The sequence below is a fragment of the Candidatus Hydrogenedentota bacterium genome (assembly GCA_013359265.1).
GTDB lineage: Bacteria > Hydrogenedentota > Hydrogenedentia > Hydrogenedentales > SLHB01 > JABWCD01.
Map to the genome: position 1 here is coordinate 1 of JABWCD010000011.1, position 18791 is coordinate 18791.

At 59.5% G+C, this 18791-nt stretch carries 19 protein-coding genes and 1 tRNA gene; 8 read left to right on the forward strand and 12 right to left on the reverse strand.

Annotated features, from left to right (window positions below; genetic code table 11):
- The first annotated feature begins 469 nt into the window (after positions 1–469).
- Positions 470–2368, forward strand: coding sequence for an ABC-F family ATP-binding cassette domain-containing protein (locus HUU46_11340; GenBank protein NUM54229.1), 1899 nt, complete (start codon positions 470–472; stop codon positions 2366–2368).
- A 6-nt stretch (positions 2369–2374) separates the two neighbouring features.
- Here HUU46_11340 and HUU46_11345 read toward each other — a convergent pair whose 3' ends face one another.
- The 6 genes from HUU46_11345 to HUU46_11370 form a co-directional block, all read right to left on the reverse strand.
- Positions 2375–2983: a hypothetical protein gene (locus tag HUU46_11345; GenBank protein NUM54230.1), complete on the reverse strand. Its 609-nt coding sequence runs from the start codon at positions 2981–2983 to the stop codon at positions 2375–2377.
- 206 nt (positions 2984–3189) lie between these two features.
- The gene (locus HUU46_11350) at positions 3190–3801 is read right to left on the reverse strand and encodes a hypothetical protein (protein NUM54231.1); all 612 of its coding nucleotides are present in this window, start codon (positions 3799–3801) and stop codon (positions 3190–3192) included.
- Between the two features lie 94 nt (positions 3802–3895).
- Complete coding sequence (locus tag HUU46_11355; protein ID NUM54232.1) at positions 3896–5572, reverse strand: DUF4091 domain-containing protein; 1677 nt, start codon at positions 5570–5572, stop codon at positions 3896–3898.
- A gap of 138 nt (positions 5573–5710) precedes the next feature.
- The gene (locus tag HUU46_11360; GenBank protein NUM54233.1) at positions 5711–6808 is read right to left on the reverse strand and encodes a PD40 domain-containing protein; all 1098 of its coding nucleotides are present in this window, start codon (positions 6806–6808) and stop codon (positions 5711–5713) included.
- The gene (locus HUU46_11365) at positions 6805–7833 is read right to left on the reverse strand and encodes an amidohydrolase family protein (protein NUM54234.1); all 1029 of its coding nucleotides are present in this window, start codon (positions 7831–7833) and stop codon (positions 6805–6807) included. Before HUU46_11365 ends, HUU46_11360 begins: the two co-directional genes overlap by 4 nt.
- 6 nt (positions 7834–7839) lie before the next feature.
- Complete coding sequence (locus HUU46_11370; protein ID NUM54235.1) at positions 7840–8814, reverse strand: dihydrodipicolinate synthase family protein; 975 nt, start codon at positions 8812–8814, stop codon at positions 7840–7842.
- A gap of 98 nt (positions 8815–8912) precedes the next feature.
- On the opposite strand from HUU46_11370, the gene HUU46_11375 reads away from it, so the two are divergent.
- Together HUU46_11375 and HUU46_11380 are read left to right on the forward strand one after the other, a co-directional pair.
- Positions 8913–9245 carry a hypothetical protein gene (locus HUU46_11375; protein NUM54236.1) on the forward strand — a complete coding sequence of 111 codons (333 nt, stop codon included), beginning with the start codon at positions 8913–8915 and terminating at the stop codon, positions 9243–9245.
- Between the two features lie 14 nt (positions 9246–9259).
- Positions 9260–9493, forward strand: a complete 234-nt coding sequence (locus HUU46_11380; GenBank protein NUM54237.1) for a DUF4926 domain-containing protein — start codon at positions 9260–9262, stop codon at positions 9491–9493.
- Positions 9494–9536: 43 nt separating this feature from the next.
- Here the strand turns inward: HUU46_11380 and HUU46_11385 are convergent, their stop codons facing one another.
- A complete protein-coding gene (locus HUU46_11385) occupies positions 9537–11216 on the reverse strand; it encodes a sodium:solute symporter family protein (GenBank protein NUM54238.1) in 1680 nt (559 codons plus the stop codon).
- 183 nt (positions 11217–11399) lie between these two features.
- On the opposite strand from HUU46_11385, the gene HUU46_11390 reads away from it, so the two are divergent.
- From HUU46_11390 to HUU46_11410, 5 genes are all read left to right on the forward strand, one after another.
- Positions 11400–11476, forward strand: a tRNA-Met gene (locus HUU46_11390).
- A 29-nt stretch (positions 11477–11505) separates the two neighbouring features.
- Complete coding sequence (gene tilS / locus HUU46_11395) at positions 11506–12894, forward strand: tRNA lysidine(34) synthetase TilS (GenBank protein ID NUM54239.1); 1389 nt, start codon at positions 11506–11508, stop codon at positions 12892–12894.
- Positions 12881–13396, forward strand: coding sequence for a hypoxanthine phosphoribosyltransferase (hpt, locus tag HUU46_11400; GenBank protein NUM54240.1), 516 nt, complete (start codon positions 12881–12883; stop codon positions 13394–13396). Before tilS ends, hpt begins: the two co-directional genes overlap by 14 nt.
- Before the next feature lie 22 nt (positions 13397–13418).
- Entirely contained in the window at positions 13419–14468 is a 1050-nt protein-coding gene (locus tag HUU46_11405) for a Gfo/Idh/MocA family oxidoreductase (protein NUM54241.1), read from the forward strand.
- Positions 14465–15295: a sugar phosphate isomerase/epimerase gene (locus HUU46_11410; protein ID NUM54242.1), complete on the forward strand. Its 831-nt coding sequence runs from the start codon at positions 14465–14467 to the stop codon at positions 15293–15295. Before HUU46_11405 ends, HUU46_11410 begins: the two co-directional genes overlap by 4 nt.
- 10 nt (positions 15296–15305) lie before the next feature.
- Here HUU46_11410 and HUU46_11415 read toward each other — a convergent pair whose 3' ends face one another.
- Genes HUU46_11415 through HUU46_11435 form a run of 5 tightly spaced genes read right to left on the reverse strand, consistent with a single transcriptional unit; the run spans position 15306 to position 18789 of the window.
- Positions 15306–16583, reverse strand: a complete 1278-nt coding sequence (locus tag HUU46_11415; GenBank protein ID NUM54243.1) for a Gfo/Idh/MocA family oxidoreductase — start codon at positions 16581–16583, stop codon at positions 15306–15308.
- A gap of 26 nt (positions 16584–16609) precedes the next feature.
- Complete coding sequence (locus HUU46_11420; protein NUM54244.1) at positions 16610–16870, reverse strand: type II toxin-antitoxin system RelE/ParE family toxin; 261 nt, start codon at positions 16868–16870, stop codon at positions 16610–16612.
- Positions 16871–16872: 2 nt separating this feature from the next.
- Positions 16873–17121, reverse strand: a complete 249-nt coding sequence (locus tag HUU46_11425) for a type II toxin-antitoxin system Phd/YefM family antitoxin (protein ID NUM54245.1) — start codon at positions 17119–17121, stop codon at positions 16873–16875.
- Positions 17118–17303 carry a DUF433 domain-containing protein gene (locus HUU46_11430; protein NUM54246.1) on the reverse strand — a complete coding sequence of 62 codons (186 nt, stop codon included), beginning with the start codon at positions 17301–17303 and terminating at the stop codon, positions 17118–17120. Before HUU46_11430 ends, HUU46_11425 begins: the two co-directional genes overlap by 4 nt.
- A 49-nt stretch (positions 17304–17352) precedes the next feature.
- The gene (locus HUU46_11435; protein ID NUM54247.1) at positions 17353–18789 is read right to left on the reverse strand and encodes an amino acid permease; all 1437 of its coding nucleotides are present in this window, start codon (positions 18787–18789) and stop codon (positions 17353–17355) included.
- Positions 18790–18791: the final 2 nt, after the last annotated feature.

Below are 18791 nucleotides of genomic sequence, written 5' to 3' on the forward strand. Positions count from 1 at the left end.
AACCTACAGTAGCACACGCACCAGGAATCGGCTAACATGCAATCAACCAACCCCGGTTCCCTAACATTTCACTTGGTCTACAAAACGGGGGCCGCCCACGCCGAAACCCCTTCGGGGTAAACGCAAAGACGTCATTATTGTTAGAAGTTCTTACTCATAACTCCTCCATTGTCCAACCTACCGCCACGAATTGTGCAGCCGTCATCGTTGGAGCGCCGATAACGCCAGGGCAATCGCATTAAAGTTCCCCGCAAAAAGGCCTTTATTTCTGGAGATAGTGTCCATAATGCGACAAATGCGCACCTAAAATTCGACGAGAATTCTCAAAAACCCCAAATCATTGGCAATTTAAGTGCGATTGCCCTGCCGATAACGTCAGCACTGCCGGATATCCGCTTCTCAATTTGATACACTATTACGTTTCGTTTCGTCGCCTATTGTTGATTTGTGCGCTTCGTACAGGGCCCTTATGAGTTACATTCGACTGGACAACGTTGAGAAGCGGTTTGCCGGACGTCCCATCGTGCAGGGTGTAAACCTTCGCATCGAAGAGGGGGACAAGGTGGGCCTGATTGGACGCAACGGCGCGGGCAAGAGCACCTTGTTCAAGTTGATGCTGGGGGACCTCGAGCCGGACTCCGGCGCGATCGAGCGCATGCGGCGCGCGCGAGTGGCATGCCTCGCGCAACTGCCGGATTTGAGAAAGACAGACACGTTGTTCGATGTCGTCATGCATTCGTTTGCCGACCTCCTCGATCTCGAGAGGCGTCTGGCGGAACTCGAGGACCGCATGGGCGGGGGCGACGAATCGGCGTTGAGCGAATACAGCGCCGTGCAGGAAGAGTTCCAGCGCCGCGGCGGTTACGAGTTCCGCGTGCACGCGAAGAAAGTGCTGCACGGGCTTGGCTTTTCGCTGGACGACTTCAACCTGCACGTTGGCGCACTGAGCGGCGGCCAGCGCACGCGCCTGATGCTTGCGCTGGTCCTGTTACAGGACGCGGACCTGCTCCTGCTCGACGAACCGGAGAACCATCTCGATCTCGAAGCGCGCGAGTGGCTCGAACAATTCCTGAAAGACTGTAAACACGCCTTCGTAATCATTTCGCACGACCGGCGCATGCTGACCGCGGTGACGAACCGCATCATCGAGGTCGAGCGCGGCGGGGTGCGGTCGCACAGCGGGAACTACGAGACGTTCGCGAAGAACAAGGCGGTCGAAAAGGAACAACAGCAGGCGGCATTCGAGCGGCAGCAGGAACAGATCGCCAAGGAGGAAGCCTGGATCGATCGCTTCCGCTACAAAGCCACCAAGGCCGCCGCGGTGCAAAGCCGGATCAAGCGGCTCGATAAACTCGAACGAATCGACGCGCCGGTATCCGACCAGGCAACGGCGAAGTTTAATCTCGGCGAGGTCGTGCGAAGCGGCGCATTGGTGCTCGAGGCGAAGTCGCTGTCGATGGCCTATGGCGACCTGCAACTCTACGACGACCTCAGCTTTACGGTGGAACGGGGCGAGCGCATCGGAATCATAGGCCCAAACGGCACGGGAAAGACGACGCTCTTGCGCCATATCGCGGGGCGTTTGAACGGCGGGAGCGGGTCGGTGTCGCTGGGGCATAAGGTCTCGCTTGGGTACTACGATCAGCATCATGAAGGGGTCAATCCCGGCAGCGACATCTTCACCGAGATCAGCCGGAGCCGGCCGGACATGCGCCCCGAGCAGGTGCGCACGTTTATGGGACGCTTTCTGTTCACCGGCGAAGACGTGTTCAAGCCGATCGCATCGCTGAGCGGCGGGGAACTCAGCCGCGTGGCGCTGGCCAAACTCATTCTCGCGGGGGCGAACCTTATTCTGCTCGACGAGCCGACGAACCATCTCGATATCGCGTCGCGCGAAGCGCTCGAAGACGCGCTGTCGTCGTTCCCGGGCAGCATTGTCATGGTTTCGCACGACCGGACGCTTATCGACAAGCTCGTGGAAAAGCTCATTATCATCGAGCGCGGGCGCGCGACGGTCCACCTCGGCAACTATACGCACTATCGCTGGAAGGTGGCGGACGTGGCGATGGAGGCCGCGCCGAAGTCTACGGCGGATGTGCTGAAGATTCGGCGCGACAAGAAGGCGCCCAAATCGAAGGAGGAACAAAAGGTCCAGCGCAAGCGGCGCAACCAACTCGAAGGCCTCGAACGCGATATCGCCGAGATGGAGGAAATGATTGCGCAGATTGAGGGCAAGTTTGCGTCCGTCGATTCGTCCGACTTTGAGAAGACGAGGCAATTGGGCGAAGAGTACGAGGGTTTGAAGAAGGACCTCGGCGAGATGTACGCGGAGTGGGAACGTCAGGCCGAGGAATTGAGCGGAACGTAGCCTGGGCTACCCGGGCGCGACGATCGAGAACTCGGAATCGCATTCGCCGACAATTGACAGATCGAGCTTGGATCGGACCTTGACCGTATAGCCGGAGCCCGCCGGCAGCGACGGTTTGACTTTCACTTTTTGCTTGCCGTCGTTGATCACCGCGTTCTTCAACGTCGCGACTTTCTCGCCGTCACGCCACAGTTCGATGGAGACCTCGTCTCCCACGTCGCCGGTGGAGGTCCACGTCACGGTCGCTTTTGTCCCGTGGACCCAGGTCTCGCCGCCCTTGGGTTTTAACACCTTTACCGAACCGAAGAAGAATGGAAAACTCAGCGGGTTCCCGGGAAATGTGATGGCCTCGATTTCGGTGATGTTGGAGAATCCGTCGCTGTCCGAATCGTCGTCTTCGATGGCCTGAAAATTGTGGCCGCTTGCTTCGAACGCCATCCCGTATGGGTTGCGGTTGTCGCCGGAGGCGTGGCACAGGGAGCAGTCGTAGAGTCTCGTGGTCGTTATCTCGGGATAGTTGAGGCCCGCCGCAAAGAGATACTGGTTCTTTGCCAATGCAGACGATGCCAAGCACAGCGCAAGGGCAACCAGCAACCATGTGCGGACATGAGGCATTCGTATCTCCGGCAGATCGATCCGCAATTGCCCAAGCACGAGCAATGCCAAGCGCCCGCGTGCGCGCTGCCTGGTTCGCGGCAGGCGCAAGTAGCGGCCAGCACAAGCCCTTACCAAGGTCAGTCTGTGGAGTTGCGGGCCAAACGACAACCACCGGGGCGGCAGAATCGGCGTGTGGCGGGCAAATATTTGCCGGAATGACGGACTTACGGTGTCGGCGCAACAATGTCAAAAGTCGCGTCGCAATGGTCTGAAATGGACGGATTGGAAACCGACTTCACTCGCACCGAGAAGCCGGCGCCCGTGGGCAAGGTTTCTTTAAGCATAACCCGCTGCTTTCCATCGTTCGGGGTCGATCCCTTGAGCGTCTTGACCTTTTGTCCGTTTTGCCACAGTTCGATGGACACATCGGGTCCAACGTCGCCGGTCGAGTTCCACGTCACCTGCACCTTCGTGCCGATTGTCCATGTTTCGCCGCCGTTGGGCTTCTTAACCTTGATCGATGCCTGGGGAACAGGAAAGCTCGAATCGTCGCCGGGGAATGTCAATGCATTAATCTCATCGATGTTTTTTGTTCCGTCGTGGTCGGAGTCGTCGTTTTCGATAGCGGTGAAACTGCGGTTGGCATCCTTGAACGCGTCGCCGTACAGATTTAGTTCGGGCACGATCGTATGGCACAAGGAGCAACTGTCCAGGACCGTGTCACTTATGTTTGGATATTTCGCGATGGCGTCGTCCATGTATTCGATTTTCGCAAGCGCAAACGGAGACGCAACGAGGCACACGAGCAGGACCGCAAGTATTCGCAACTTTTCCATCTTCCCCATCCTGTAGCGGCGTGGGAACGCCGCCGCTGTATCGGCCCCGGGGATGTTACCGGGCGAATGGAGATTCGTTACGAAAGCGATTGCGCTATTTCGGCTGTGCTATTTGACTGAGCCTGCGCAACAATTCGCTGCGGGACTTGCGAAATGCGCGCAGATCGGTCTTGCATGTTTCAAGATCGACGATATGTTTTTCCGCGATCTGTTGTGCCGCGTCCGCGTCATGTTCCGCGAGTTGACATAACAATTCGTGATCGTCGATTCCGTCGCGCATGGCCTCGAACCGAATCGAATCGAGCGGGCCATCGTCGCCGGGATACACAATCCACGGATCGCCCGCGGGAAGATAGGGCGGGCCGCCGTGCGGCCTTGTCGTGTGGGTGAACGGGCTGTCGTTCGTCCATTGGTTGTAGCCCCAGTGCAGATATCCGGTGATTCCGTATTTGAAGTTGATCCAGTGGAGGAGGCGCGTTTTCACCAACGGCAATTCGATGAACCGGTTCGCGTATTCGCCCTGGGGATACACACAGGTGTAAAACCACACCTCCTCCCCCGCTTTTTGGCGCTCCTGATAGTGCGCGAGATCGGTTTGCAGATAGTTCAGTTGCGGGACCCAAATATCCATCGAGCCCACAAGGTCCTTCGCGTGGCACGCCTCGACGATGCGCAGGCCCGGCGCATGCTTGCGCACCAGCGCGGCCATCGCCTTGTACGATTCGATGTTTGTGGGGATCGGTTCGTCGCCGAGATGTTGCACGTAGCGATCGAGCCAGCCCTTCTCGCGCAGGTGCTCGATCAACTTTGGGAAATACCATTTGTAGAAGGCGTCCGCTTCCGCGCTCGCGGGATCGGCCATGGACGAAACGGCTTTCCCATCTTTGGCTCGATAGATTTCGACGTGAAACGGCGACGTCCATCCGCCAGACCTCCAGCCGATGTGACCGCCTTCGATCAAACCGATGACGCCCTCTTCAGTGAAGACATGTACCCATTTGTCGAACTCGCTGAAATCGACGGTCAATTCGCCGTTCGCATCGGCGGCGAATTCCGCATGGCCCATTGGCGAGATGATCGCCACGTTGTGCCGGTGCTCGGCCATGTTGCGCGCGAACTTGCGCAGGAGTTCGTAGTAGGCGTCGGAATTCTTCTCCGGCTGGATTTTCATATGTTTTGTGTTCATTCCGAACCACTCGGTGACCCATAGCCGCGTATTGGCGATAGTCGCGCCGTACACACGCAGCGACAGCGATTGCGTGGCCTTCACCGGCTTGCCGTTCATCTCGGCGATGAGTCCGGCGGTCGCCCGGTAAGTGCCCGGCGCTGTGTCCTCCGGAACTTTGACGGTGATCCAAACCGGCTGGGCCTGCCCCGCCGCGACATCAATCCTGCCCACCTCAAGCAGGGGATCGGGATAGTCCGCGGGAACAGGACGCAATTGGTCGCTTGCGGGTTTTTGGGTGGGCCGATCGACTGGTACATATCCGACAAAACGCGGGAGTTTTGCAGAGAACGAGTGATCGCCGAACGCGAACGGCGTAACCGACGCGCGGAGGTCTTGTAGCGGCACGTCCGATCGCACGACGATCTGAAACGACGCGTATTCACCGCGCGCCGCGTCCATCGAGGCATTTCGTGCGCGTCCCGGTTTGGCGTCGCGAAACACTTTTTCGAGCGGATCGACGGGCCATACGCGCAGTGCGGAGTCCGCATACGCGGCTGCCGCCAGAACACTCAGCGCAGCCGAAATGACGAATGCTGTTTTCAACACCGTTACCCCCGGTTTGACGCGCATCAGGCGGCAAGAGAAATTCTTCCGATCGTCTCGTATTCCCGACGCGCTACATAGAATCTCAAATCTGAGATTTGAAATTTGAAAACCAAGAACCCACGTCCAGACTGTCTATTACAACGCATGCACTTCAACTTCGTACACCTGACTATGTCCCGTCCGGTCGGATGTGAAGACAACGCGCTTCGAGTCCGGCGAAAAATTCGGGTGCGGGTGCGTGTGCTGCGGCGCGTATACCTTTACGGGACCATCGTCGTACGGGCAATGGTCGGTATTCCAATGGTCACCCGCGTTTGACGAATGTGGAAAACACAACGTACGGGGCCTGCCGATACCGTCGTTCGGATCGAACAGTTGCAGGCCGATATCCGGATTCTTGGTGTCGGCGACCATCAACGTGCCGTCGCGATTGAGCATCGGGTGCCACGCATTGAAGCGCGTTGCCCATCGAGTCACGCCGGATTCGATGTCGATACCCATCACGCCGTGCGGCCAGTTTGTCGTGAGGATTTCCATCGTGCCCGGCCGCCATGTCTCATGGACGATCCATTCTTTTTTTGCTTCATCGCGTTTGTAGACCAGGCGATTGTTCGTGCCGTCGCGGTTTATCACCCAGATTCGCCGGTTGTAGGGGCCTGCATAGCGGATAATGTTGGGATTGTCCGGATGGAATTCGGGATGACCGATTGTGTCGCGTTCGAGAATGACGTCGTCTTTGCCCGAACTGGTGTCAATGATATGGAATTGCGAAACGTTCCCGATCTTCACTGGCACCGCCCACCAGCGGCCGTCGCGGCTTAACGTAGTCGTGCCCATTGCCGCGCCGACCATGCCCTGTTCGCGCATGGGCACGTTGCCAAAGTCGGCAAGGCACTCCTCCTTCAGCGATTCGCAATCGATGCGCCACGCGCTCGCGCCGGCGGTGAAGTAGACGTAACGACCGTCGCCGGAGGGATGAATCGACCATTCGTTTACGTCGTCGCGGTCGGTCATTTGCACGAGCGCGCCGGTGGCGCGGTCCTCGAAGAACACCTGCGGTGCGCCCACGCGGTGGGACACGAAATAAAGCCGGTCCATCGCATCGTCGTACGCGGGAATGTAGTAGAACGGATGATGATGAATGGAGGGATGCGACGTAATCTGGCGCACGCGCGCCCCGGTGCGGTCGTCGGCGCACCATGTCGACTCGGAGGCGAAGCGCGCGCCTTTCATGCGAGGGCGCTCTTCAGACGGAACACCCGCTCCGCGTTTTCGCGAAGAATGGCGCGGCGCGTGTCGCTCGATATGTCCAAGTCATTCACCGCTGCAAGCGTTTCCCGCAGAATGGCGCCGCCCTGCTCTGGCCCGAACGGAAGGTCGCTCGCGAACATCATCCGCGACGGGCCGAAGAATTCGATGCCGCAAGCAATCGTCAACTTCGAACCGAACGACGCGGTGTCCGCGTGAAATCGGCGAAATGCGTCGACGGGCCGCTCGCGGAGTTTCGTCGCCGTTGCGGCTTCGAGTCCGGGAGGTGTCCGCGAGCCGAGTTGGTCTAGGCCCGCGGCAAGGCGGCCCTCGAGCATGGGAACGATTCCGCCGGCGTGATGCGTGACGACGACGAGGTCCGGGTGCCTGTCAAACACGCCCGCAAAAACGAGCCGCGCCATGGCAAGACTTGTTTCATACGGCCAACCGAAGGCCCACCAACTGTCGAACATCGACACACTTTCGACCGGATAGTCGGGACGGGCCATCGGACGCACGGGGTGCAGCCAGATCGCGCGCTTCATGTGATGGATACGCTCGACGAGTGCGATGGTCTCCGGCGAATCGATCGGGTGCGAGTTGATGCTCGAAAAAATCTGCGCGCCCAACGCGCCAAGTTGCGCGCACGCGCGTTCCGCTTCTTGCGCCGATTCGCCGGCGTCGCACCACGGCAGCGAGGCGACAAAGCCCGCGAACCGATCGGGATGCTTTGCGACCCATTCCGCCATGGTGTCGTTCGCGATCTTGGCGAGACGGGCCACGCGCGCGGCGTGGCCCAGCGACTCGACGGGCGGCGAGCCAAGACTGATAATCTGACGATAGCCGGGAAATCGATCCATCAACTTGAAGCGCGCTTCGAGATCGACCATCGTCGGAATGCTCGCCGCGCGATCTAACATAAATGGGACTTTGGCGCACGCGCCACGCACCGCCTCGCAATACGCCGGTGGCAATACATGGCAGAAGACGTCTATTGCCGCCGTATCCATTCGCGACTAATTGCGCGCGCCCAACGCCGCCGCGCGAGGACACTCGAACCCGATCGCTTCAAGGTCCTTGCGGATTTGATCGATCTGTTCGGGCGCGAGCGGCCGCACCGGGCGGCGAAAGTGCGGGCTCGGGAACCGGCCCATGAGCCAGCGCGCAACCTTCATGCGCTGGTGCGCGCCGCAGCCCGGTTCGCCGAAATTGTAAATGATGCGCGCGAGCGGCGCGACGGTTTGCTGCGCGATCTTCGCGCGGGCCAGATCGCCTTCGAGCGCAGCGTGCACGACCTCGACCATCAACTCCGGCGCAAATCCCGCAAAGCCGATGAGCGCGCCATCCGCGCCCTCGAGCAGGGTCGGCAACAGGAATTCGTCGTGGCATGTGACGATGGACACGTGCGGCGCGGCGGCTTTCAGTTTTTCGTAGTCGTATAGCCAACGGGCCATGTCGCGCGTGCCCATCTTGATGGTAACGATCTGCGGCAGTTTCACCATTTCGAGCATTTCGGCGAGCGAATAACCCGCTTTTGTCCACGCGGGATATTGGTGAATCACGATGGGGACGTTCGCGCCCTCGGCGACGTCCTGCATGAAGCCGATAGCGGTGGTGGATGTTCGCCCGAAGCGCAGCCAGTGGTGCGGCGGCATGAGGAGGATTGCGTCGGCGCCGGCTTCCTTCGCGGCAAGCGCGTGATCGATCGCCTCGAGGCTACCCTCCGCGGATACGCCGCTGATTACTTTCACGTCGGGAAACGCGTCGCGCACGGTCTCTGCCGCGATGCGCGTCACCCGCGCGCGCTCTTCCGGCCGCAGCGACATGATTTCGCCGGTGTGTCCGTTGCACGTCAGGCCCTTGATACCGTCTACTGAGGCTATTTCCGCGAAGTAGTCGCGCAAGCCCTCTTCGTCGATCGATTCATCGGCGTTGAACGCGCACAACGTCGCGGCGAATACGCCTTTCCAGGGGTCGTCTTTCCAATTCATTGTGCTTGCTCCGGAATTCCGAACTGTTCCACAATTCAGTCTACCATAGCGCGCTTGCCATCGAGCGCGTGTGTTCCGGCGGGCGGAGCAGGCGACCAATGAGGCTTCCGAATTTCGAGCGTGCGGAGATTGGCGACAAGCTCGAATCCTATGTGTTGAACCCAATGCACAGGGATGGCAAGCACAAAGCGCGGGTCTTTGAATCAGTTCTTGAAATTACTCTCGACAATCGTCAGGTACTTCAGGATGCCATCCTGACCGCCGCCAGGACCAATGAAGACGTCGAACATCGAGGGGACAACGGCCATGGCGACGTATATGTGTTGCGGTTTTTGTTAAAGACCGACCGTGGCAGCGCAAGCGTACTTACGGCGTGGATTGTGCTCTACCGCGAGGATTTTCCACGGCTGGTAACTTGTTATATACTTTAGGCATGGATGTTGGCATGCATAATCACGATACGGTCGCGTTGCTCGAGGATATTCCAACGAAGCATTTTGAGAGCGGGCGCCCGCTGATACTTCGCCGTGGCCAAATCGGGACCGTTGTGATGATATACCCAGACGGCATGGTTGAGGTCGAGTTTTCCGATCGTGATGGGCGCGCATTCGCGATCGCTTCGCTACGGAGCGACAACCTGATTACACTTCGCGATGCGCCGGATTACGCGGTCGCATAGACTGCAACTGTGATTTCGCTGTCAGGCAGGTATCGCTTCCTTACTATCTGAAAAGCAACACGAAACCGGCAACGAGCGCAGTCGTAAGAGCCCAACCGGCCGTAAAACCGATGACGGATATGCGCGACGGCATCGGGACTTCAAGTCCGAACGCCGTAACGAGCATGGGGCGATCCGGCGGGGTGACGCCGATCGGCAGTGTGCACGGCGCGAGCACTTTTTCGCCGGGATAGATGGGTGTGCGCGTAAGCGCGTAGAACAAATCCAATTTCTCGCGGGCCACGGGCTTTGTGAACAGACTCACAACGATGCCGGTAATCGCCGCCGCCCCCATGTACGACACAATCGCCCAAGGCTCGTAGATTTCTTTCACGCCTTTTTTGACCCAAACGAGCCGCCACGCATCGGCATTTGGAAGCGACGCAACCCACTCGATAAACGGCGGCCATTCCGTGAGCGCCCACATCCCCAGCACGACCATCGCGCTGGCCCATGCGCCGGCAACGTTCATCGGCCGCCAGAACAGCGCCAGCCAAAATGCGATGCCGATCATCGGGGCAACCTTAAACCATATCTCGAGCGCCTCGATTACGGTTGGCACCCACAGCGCGAACCCAATCCCGCCCGCAACCACGAGGACCGAGACGAGACGGCCGACCCACAGGTAGTGCGATTCGGGCCGCCCAGTGACCATGTGCTTGTACACGTTCTGCGTAAACAGGCCCGCGGCGGAAATCATAAAGCAGTCGCAGGAACTCATGACGCCCGCAAGCATCGATGCCATAAACAGTCCCAGGAGGCCCGGCATCGCGTTGGGCAGAAAGGCCTGCGCCATGTCGCCATAAACATTGTCGGGCTTGATCGTGCTGAGGTCGCGGCCCTGCTGAATGTACCACGCAACGGCGGCGATTGCCGTGAGCGACCACGCGATCGTGCAGAATCGCTTGATAAAATTGCCGCACATGAACCCGACGCGGCCTTCGAATTCGGTCTTTCCCGCCGCGCAGACGCCCATGATGTACGGTTGCGCGACAATGCCGACCAGCGCTTGCGTGCCGAACATGATAATGAAGAACAGACTAATCTCTCCGGGCGCCACAAGCGAGAGCATCTTGGGATCGGTGATGGTTTCTTTAATGCCATCAATGCCACCGACTGCCGTCAACACGAAAGGCAGAAGAATCACGGAGAAGACAACGGTCAAGATACCCTGGACAAAATCCGTGACGATCGCCGCCGCAAGCCCGCCCGCAACGCCGTACAGCACGAACAGTCCGGCGGTGACGGCGATTGCGAGGTCTTCGTTCACTTGGGTGCCCGTGCCGGATTCGACCAATGCGCCGGTGCCCTTTAGCATGAGCCCGATCTTAATGGTCATGTTCACGATGCCGACGATCGAAAACAGTATGGCGACACTTCGATCGAACCGGAGTTCGTAGACGTCGGCGGTGGTCACCGCCCGGAGCCTGCGGAAGATTGGCGCAATGAGCCAGTAGAACGGCGTCGCCACGAGCCACGACCACTGGTACCAGATGCCGGAAATGCCGTTGCGAAATGTGCCGGACGCGACTGTCACCGCCTGGTCCGACGCAGTGCCCGCGCCGAACGCGCTCATGATCATCATCGTAATGCCGAACCGGCGCGGCATGAAGAATTCGGCGATGCTCTTCGCGCCGCGCCCCGCCCAAATGCCGAGAGCCGTCGTGCCTATGAGGTAGACCATGAGTACCACGAAATCGGCTGTCTGCAATCCTGCAATCACGAGGAAGCTCCCGGGTGGAGCGGCAATGATCCAGAATTCAAAATCCAAAATCCAAAATTTTCCGCCCCAAGCCGGCGCGCCAATCGCGTCGCCCGACTCCGAAGTAGACTCCCCCCTCCGCCATTTGTTAAGATTTATCGCTGTGCCGGTGTAGCTCAGTTGGTTAGAGCAGTGGAATCATAATCCACGTGTCCGCGGTTCGAGTCCGTGCACCGGCACCATTTCCATCTTCCTTCCTGGAGGCCGCGCCGTGGGCGACGCCGCACAGCAGGTGCTCGATCGGGTCCGGGCGACCATCGCGAAACACCACATGCTTGCGCCCGGCGAGACTGTGCTCGCAGCCGTGTCGGGCGGGCCGGATTCCATGTGTCTGCTGCACGTCCTTGTGGAACTAGGCTACCGCGTCCACGTCGCCCATTTCGACCACCAAACCCGGGGGCGGCGCAGCGCGGAGGACGCGGAATTCGCCCGGGACGTTGCCATCTCGTTCGGGGTCCCATTTCATCTCGAAAGCCGCCACATCGAAAAGGAGGCGAAGGACGCCGGAGCCTCGTTTGAGGCGTACGCGCGGGCGGCGCGGTACTCGTTTTTCCGGCGCGTCGCGGACGCGATTGGCTGCACGGCGACCGCCACGGGGCATCACGCCGACGATCGCGCCGAGACTGTAATGATGCGATTGTTGCGCGGCACGTGGCCCGGCGGGCTCGGTGCGATTCCGCCCGTGCGCGACAATGGCGACGGCCGCCGGGTCGTGCGTCCGCTCATTGACTGTTCGCGCGATGAAATTACCGGGTATCTTACGGAACGGCACATCGCGTTTCGCATCGATGAAACAAATAACGGCACGGACTACACGCGGAACCGCGTGCGCAACGAACTGCTGCCGCGGCTCGCCGAAGCTTACAACCCTCGACTGCGCGACGCGCTGTGCCGGCTCGCGGAAATGCAGCATGACGCGAGCGAGGTCATTCGCCAACGGACGGGCGAACTGACGCTCGCATGCTTTCACAATGACGCGATCGATCTCGTCGAGTTCGCGCGCGGACCCGTCGCGTGCCAGCGCGAACTGCTCGCGGATTGCGCGGAACGCAACGGGATCGAGGTCGAATTCGATCGCATCGAGCGCGCGCGCCGGTTCATTCTCGAAGGACCCCAACATCGCTGCTTCGATTTTGGCGGCGGCATCCTGCTGCGGAACGAACGCGGCACGACCTATATTCTTCGACGGCAACCGGGTCCGGATGGCAGCGAGACGGAGCTCGAAGTACCCGGATCGACGCTTGCGTTGGGAAAGGTATTCCATTGCCGCCTGCTCGAATTGCCACCCGCGGTCCCCGTGAAGGAACTCTGCAACGCGGCGCGCCAAGTGTTCGACGCCGAACGGGTTGGCGAACGCGTGACCGTACGCGCGCGCCGCGACGGCGACCGGTTTGTCCCTTTCGGCATGGAACACCCGAAAAAGTTGCAGGATTACTTCGTGGACTGCAAAGTAGACCAACCGTTGCGGGACGCCGTCCCGCTGGTCTGCGCCGGGGAGCGGATCGCGTGGGTCGTGGGGCATACCATCGACGCGAATGTCGCGGTTACCGACGCGACGTCGCGCTTTCTGCTAATCGAGGTCGAAGATGCGATTGAGTAACGAGCCATTGATTTCCGCGGACGCGATCCAAGCGCGCGTGCGCGAATTGGGCAATCGCATCACCGCCGATTACGCGGGCAAGGAATTAATGGTGATCGTTGTGCTCAAAGGCGGCTTGCTGTTCGCCGCCGACCTGTTACGAGCGATTCACGTGCCGCTTTCGCTCGAATACATCCGCGCGAAGAGTTACAACGGCGACCATTCGACGGGATACGTCGAATTGAAAGTGCTGCCGGAACAACCGCTCGACGGCAAGCACGTGCTCGTTGTCGAGGACATCCTCGATACCGGCCGCACGACGGCCGCCGTACTCGATGTCGCCCGCCGAGGCGGCGCAGCAAGCGTCGCCCTTTGCGTGCTGCTCGATAAGCCGTCGCACCGCACGACGCCGATCCAGGCCGACTATGTCGGTTTCGCGATAGACGATCATTTCGTCGTCGGCTACGGCCTCGATCACGACGAGCGCCACCGCGAACTTCCGGCGATTCACGTGATTGAATGACGCGCGGGACGCGATACCAACGATGAAACCGATTCGACTGGGATTTGTGGGCGTCGGCGCGATGGGACAGTGCGCCCACCTCGACAACTACGCGACAATTCCGGGGTGCGAGATCGCGGCAATTGCGGATATTCGGGGCGATTTGGCCCAGAAGGTCGCAACACGATACGGCGTACCTCACGTGTTTCGAACGGGACGCGAGATGCTCGCGGCGGCGGCGCTCGATGGTATCGTTGTAACCTTGCCGTTCGAATGTCACGGCCAGGTGGTGCCGGAATTGTACGACTATGGCGTCCCCGTCTTTACCGAGAAGCCTCTCGCCAGGTCCGTTGCCGTCGGCGAAAAGCTGCTCGAATCATTGCGCCGTTCCCGTGCCAAGCACGTTGTCGGATATCACAAGCGCAGCGATCCCGCAACACTGTATGCGATAGACCAGATTTCGTCGTTGAAAGCGAGTGGGGAACTCGGGCCGCTTCGATACGTTCGCGTGTTGATGCCGGAGGGCGATTGGATTGCGGGCGGGTTTAGCCACATGCTTGCCAGCGGCCAAACCGCCGCAGATATGCCCGTCGATCCGCCGCCCGCGCATATGGATGAAGCGACGCAGGAACGGTTCGACCTGTTCATCAACTACTACATCCACCAGATCAATCTCATTCGGCATCTGCTCGGCGAAACCTTCAGCGTTGATTACGCCGACCCAGCCGGAATTCTCATGGTCGGACACAGCGCGTCCGGCGTGACAGTTACTCTGGAGATGACCCCGTACCGAACCACCGTGGATTGGCATGAAGAGGCGTTGGTTGCTTTCGAGCGCGGCACGATTACGCTGCGGTTGCCCGCGCCGCTCGCGCGCAACCGGCCCGGCGCAGTGACGGTCTTTCGCGATCCCGGCGGCAGCACGCCTGTGTCGATCACGCCGCAGTTGCCGTGGGTCCATGCTATGCGACAACAGGCGGAATTCTTCGTGCAGTACATTCGTGGAGCGCAAACGCGGCTGTGCGAGGCCACGGAGGCTATCGAAGACCTCCGCATCGCGGAAGACTACATTCAGAAGTTGGGGGGACAATGAAAATTGAGCAGTTGGCGATTAACAGCGTGTCAAACCTGCCGCATGGACTTGAAGCAAACCTCGATGCCTACGCGGCGGCGGGATTCAAGAACGTCGAGTTCTATCTCAAGCACGTATGGGATTACATCAAGAAGGGCCATTCGCCCAAAGACGTCCGCGCGATGCTCGACGCGCGCGGACTGAAGTGCATCGGAGGATTCGAGACCATCGTCAAATGCTTTGCACCCGATGACGTGCGGCGCAAGAACCACGCGACGGTGCGGCAGAACGCGGAACTGTTGAAGGAACTGGGCGGCTCGATTCTCGTCGTCGGCACCGACGGCCCGAACCCGGCACAACGTAAAGCGGGCGATCCCATCAAGGCAATGGCACAGGCGTTCAACGATGTCGCGCGGTCTATCGAGCGGACGGGCGTTACGCTGTGCATCGAATTCAACTGGTCGCCGTACGTGAAATCGCTACGCACCGCCTGTGAAATCGCGCGCTTGTCGCGCCGCAAAAACGTGGGCGTGCTCTTCGACCCCGCCCACTACCACTGCACACCGACGAAGATGGAGCACATCGACGGCGCAAGTGTTCCGTTCATCAGATACGTACACGTAAACGACATGCGCAACAAGCCCGGTGAGTTGTCTGACTGCAACGCCGATCGCGCATTACCGGGAAAGGGGTGCCTGCCATTGCGCGAGCTATTTGGACGCATCGAGCAACACGGATACAGAGGATATTTTTCGATAGAAATGTTCGATCAGGAACTGTGGAATATGCCGCCGATGAAGTCGGCGAGGATAATGTATGACAGCGTAGTCCAACTGTGCAGTTCGTGACCGGGCGGGTCTACGCGCTGTAAACCCGCTCCTCCTCGGCGTTCCAGAGCATGGTCTTGCTTTGTCGGTAGGATTCCACGGCCATTTTGATGGCGACCATGGTCGCCGCGCCGAGTTCGGCGTTGCAGAAGGTCGGGCCGAGGCCGCGGATGGCGTCGATGAAATTGCCTTCCATGTCGCGGCGCTCTTCGAGGGGAATGCGCGCTTCGTCCTTGCCTTCGTTCGCCGCGCGGAACTCTTCTTTGAAATCGCCGTTGCCCTGGAGGAACGGTTCGCCGCCGAGTTCCATTGTGCCGAACTTGCCGTAGACACGATCGGAAATGCCTGCGTCGTTTGTGAGCGTACTGACGAGGAACATGGACCATTCGCTCGGATAGTCGGCCGTCATCAGGAAGGTGTCGGGAATGTCGCGCCCGTCTTTCTCGATATACAGGCCGCCCGTAGCGCTCACGCGTTTCGGGTATTCGCCGTTGGGACCGGCGATGGCGAGCAGGAACGGCGCGAGTTTGTGATACAGCAGGTCGGTGGCGACGCCGCCGTTGTACGGCCAATACTTGCGGAAGCGGAAGAAATGCTCGGGCGTCCACGGGATGCGCGGCGCGAGACCCCACTTCCAGCCGAGCCACATGTCCCAATCAATGTAATCGTCGCCGGACTTGTCGGGGCCCGCCGTCGGGTCAATCTTCTGGTGTTCATTGAACAGGCAGATGCGCGCGTTGCGATTGTAGCTGCCGTGCGCCCACGTCACCTTGCCGATGCGCCCCGCGCGGATCGCGTCGCCGCCCTTCCAGAACGAGTCGTTGCCGGTTCCCTGCGGGCCGACCTGAAACACGCGATCGGAATTCCGCACGACGTTGCGCAGTTCGATGGCCTGTTCGACGGTGTGCGTCATCGGTTTTTCGCAGTACACGTGCTTGCCCGCGGCGATGGCGTCCATCGCAATCTTTGCGTGCCAATGATCGGGCGTGGCGATGAGCACGGCATCGACGTCGTTTCGCTCGAGCAGCTTCCGGTAATCGCTGTAGCCCTCGCCCTGGCAGATGTCCTTCGCGCGATTGATGCGCCGCGTATACACGTCGCACACGGCGGCAACCTTGATGTTGTCCGGCTCGCTTTTCTTCACCAGGCTGCCCACGTGCCCTGTGCCCATGCCGCCGCAGCCGATGACGCCGAAGTTGATGCGCTCGTTCGCGCCGAACGCGGAGGAGGGGGCAATCGTTGTTGCTGCGCCCAAGGAGGCAACTTTTAGAAACGTGCGGCGTGTAGCTTCCTGAGCCGGATACAACATAGCGAACCCTCTGTTATTGGGAAGACTTATATACGCCGGTAAGCTTCCCGGCGATGTCCTACCTGAACAACAAGTACCGTCAGAATGTTGTCATGGATTTCGTAGATAATTCGATAGTCCCCAACCCGGATGCGGTACGCATCGATATCCGTTAACTTTTGGCTGCCTGCTGGACGAGGGTTCTTGGCAAGCGCCAGTATATGTGGATCGAGTCTAGCCGCGACATCACGAGGCAATTTGCGCATGTCACGCCTCGCGCTTTTGGAGGTTTGGACTGTATACGTCAACACTACAGTCCAAGTTCTTTGCGGAATTCCTCGTAAGGCACAGGATCTAGACCCTCTGCTCTAGCCTCTTGAACTGCACGGATATCGGCTTCGTCTTCGAGCTTTCTGATTAACTCAAGGTCCTCGACCGAGACGATCGCCGCGATCTCATGCCCGCCTTCGGTGATCATGACCCGTTCATGTTCCTCAGTCACGAGTGAAATGGCCTCTTGCACATCCTGTGGCAATTTGTCTGTCGAAAGTGTTGTCATCGTGCATACTCCATTATCATTCGCGCCTGCTCCGCACTCACTGTTGGGAAATCGTCCAGGAACTCATCTAGGCCGTCTCCGCCCTCCAAGTAGTCAATGAGGTTCTTGACTGGCGCCCGCGTTCCCGCGAATACGGGAATCCCGCCCAAGTTATCGGGCGGACGTTCGATAGGATAATTCATTTGCGCCACAAAGCCTCCAGCTTCAGGCTAACACGACGTGTTCAGTCCGTCAATCCGCGCGGTTCTTCCACATCCAATAAAACGGCGCGGCCGATAGCATTAACACCAGGCCAATGCCCGCGTTTCTCGGCGCTTGGATGATCGTCACGACAACGAGCGCGACGCAGAACAATACGAAAAACGCGGGCACGAACGGATACAACGGAACTTTGTACGGCCGCGGGGCATCGGCCATCGTGCGGCGCAGCACGAACACGCCGAGCGCAGTCGCGCCGTAAAAGATGAACGATGCGAAGATCACCATGTCGGTGAGTTGATCGAAGGTGCCGCTGATCACGAGCAGCGACGCCCACACGCCTTGGATGATGAGCGAGTTGGACGGTGTGCGATGGGCCGGATGGCACTTCGAAGCGGTGCGAAAGAACAGGCCGTCGCGCGCCATCGCGAAGTACACGCGCGAGTGCGGCATGAGCTGGCAATTCGTTGCGCCGAAGGTCGACAACAGGATCAGCACGGCGATAAACGTCGCCCCACGATCGCCCATGAACGAACGCATAGCCTCGACGGCGACAATGCTGTTTTGCTGTTGCGCGAGCGCAGCCATCGTGTCGACCGGAATAGCCCAGATATATGCGGCGTTCACCAGGCAATACACAAGCATCACGCTCGCGGTGGCAATCGTCAACGCGAGCGGGATGTTGCGCTTCGCGTCGCGCACCTCTGCGCCCAGCGACGTGATGTTGTTCCATCCGTCGTACGCCCAGAACGCGCCGAGAAACGCGGCGAACATCGCGCCGAACAGGCCGAGCGAGGTCTTGTACTGCGCCGCGTCGCTCGGCCCGAGCGGCGAGAGGTTGGCCGCGCCTCCGTTGCCCATCGTGAACCCGAGGAGAACGACCAAGGCGATCCCTGCAAGTTTCAGGCACGTCGAAATATTGGCGATGATGCCGCCGAACACAACTCCCATGTAGTTCGCCGCGGTCAGTGCGACGATCGTGACAATGGTGAACGCCTTCACGCCCATGTTATCGAGCGGTTGGAACAGTCCGAACACGGACCACTGCTCGTACGTTTCCGGCAGGCGCGGAAACGCGAACAGCGAATTCGCGGATTCGCCGAACACATATGCAATCGACGCGATCGAAGCGGTCTGAATAATCGTGAACGACGACCACCCGTACAAAAACGCGAAGCCGCGCCCGTACATCTTTTTGAAGAACTGATAGAACCCACCCGGCTCCGCGATGATTCCCGCGACTTCCGCGTTGCTCAACGCACCGAACAACGTCACGATGCCCGCGATGATCCAACACGCAATCAGCAGTCCCGGCGATTGCACTTCGGAGGCCATCGGCGCGGCCTTCTTGAATACGCCCGAGCCGATCATGTTTCCCATGATGATCATGCACGCGGTGAACAGGCCCAGCTTGGCAATCAAACCGGAGGCGTGGATTTGTGGCGTGGTGTCGGTCTCGGGGTGTGGCATCG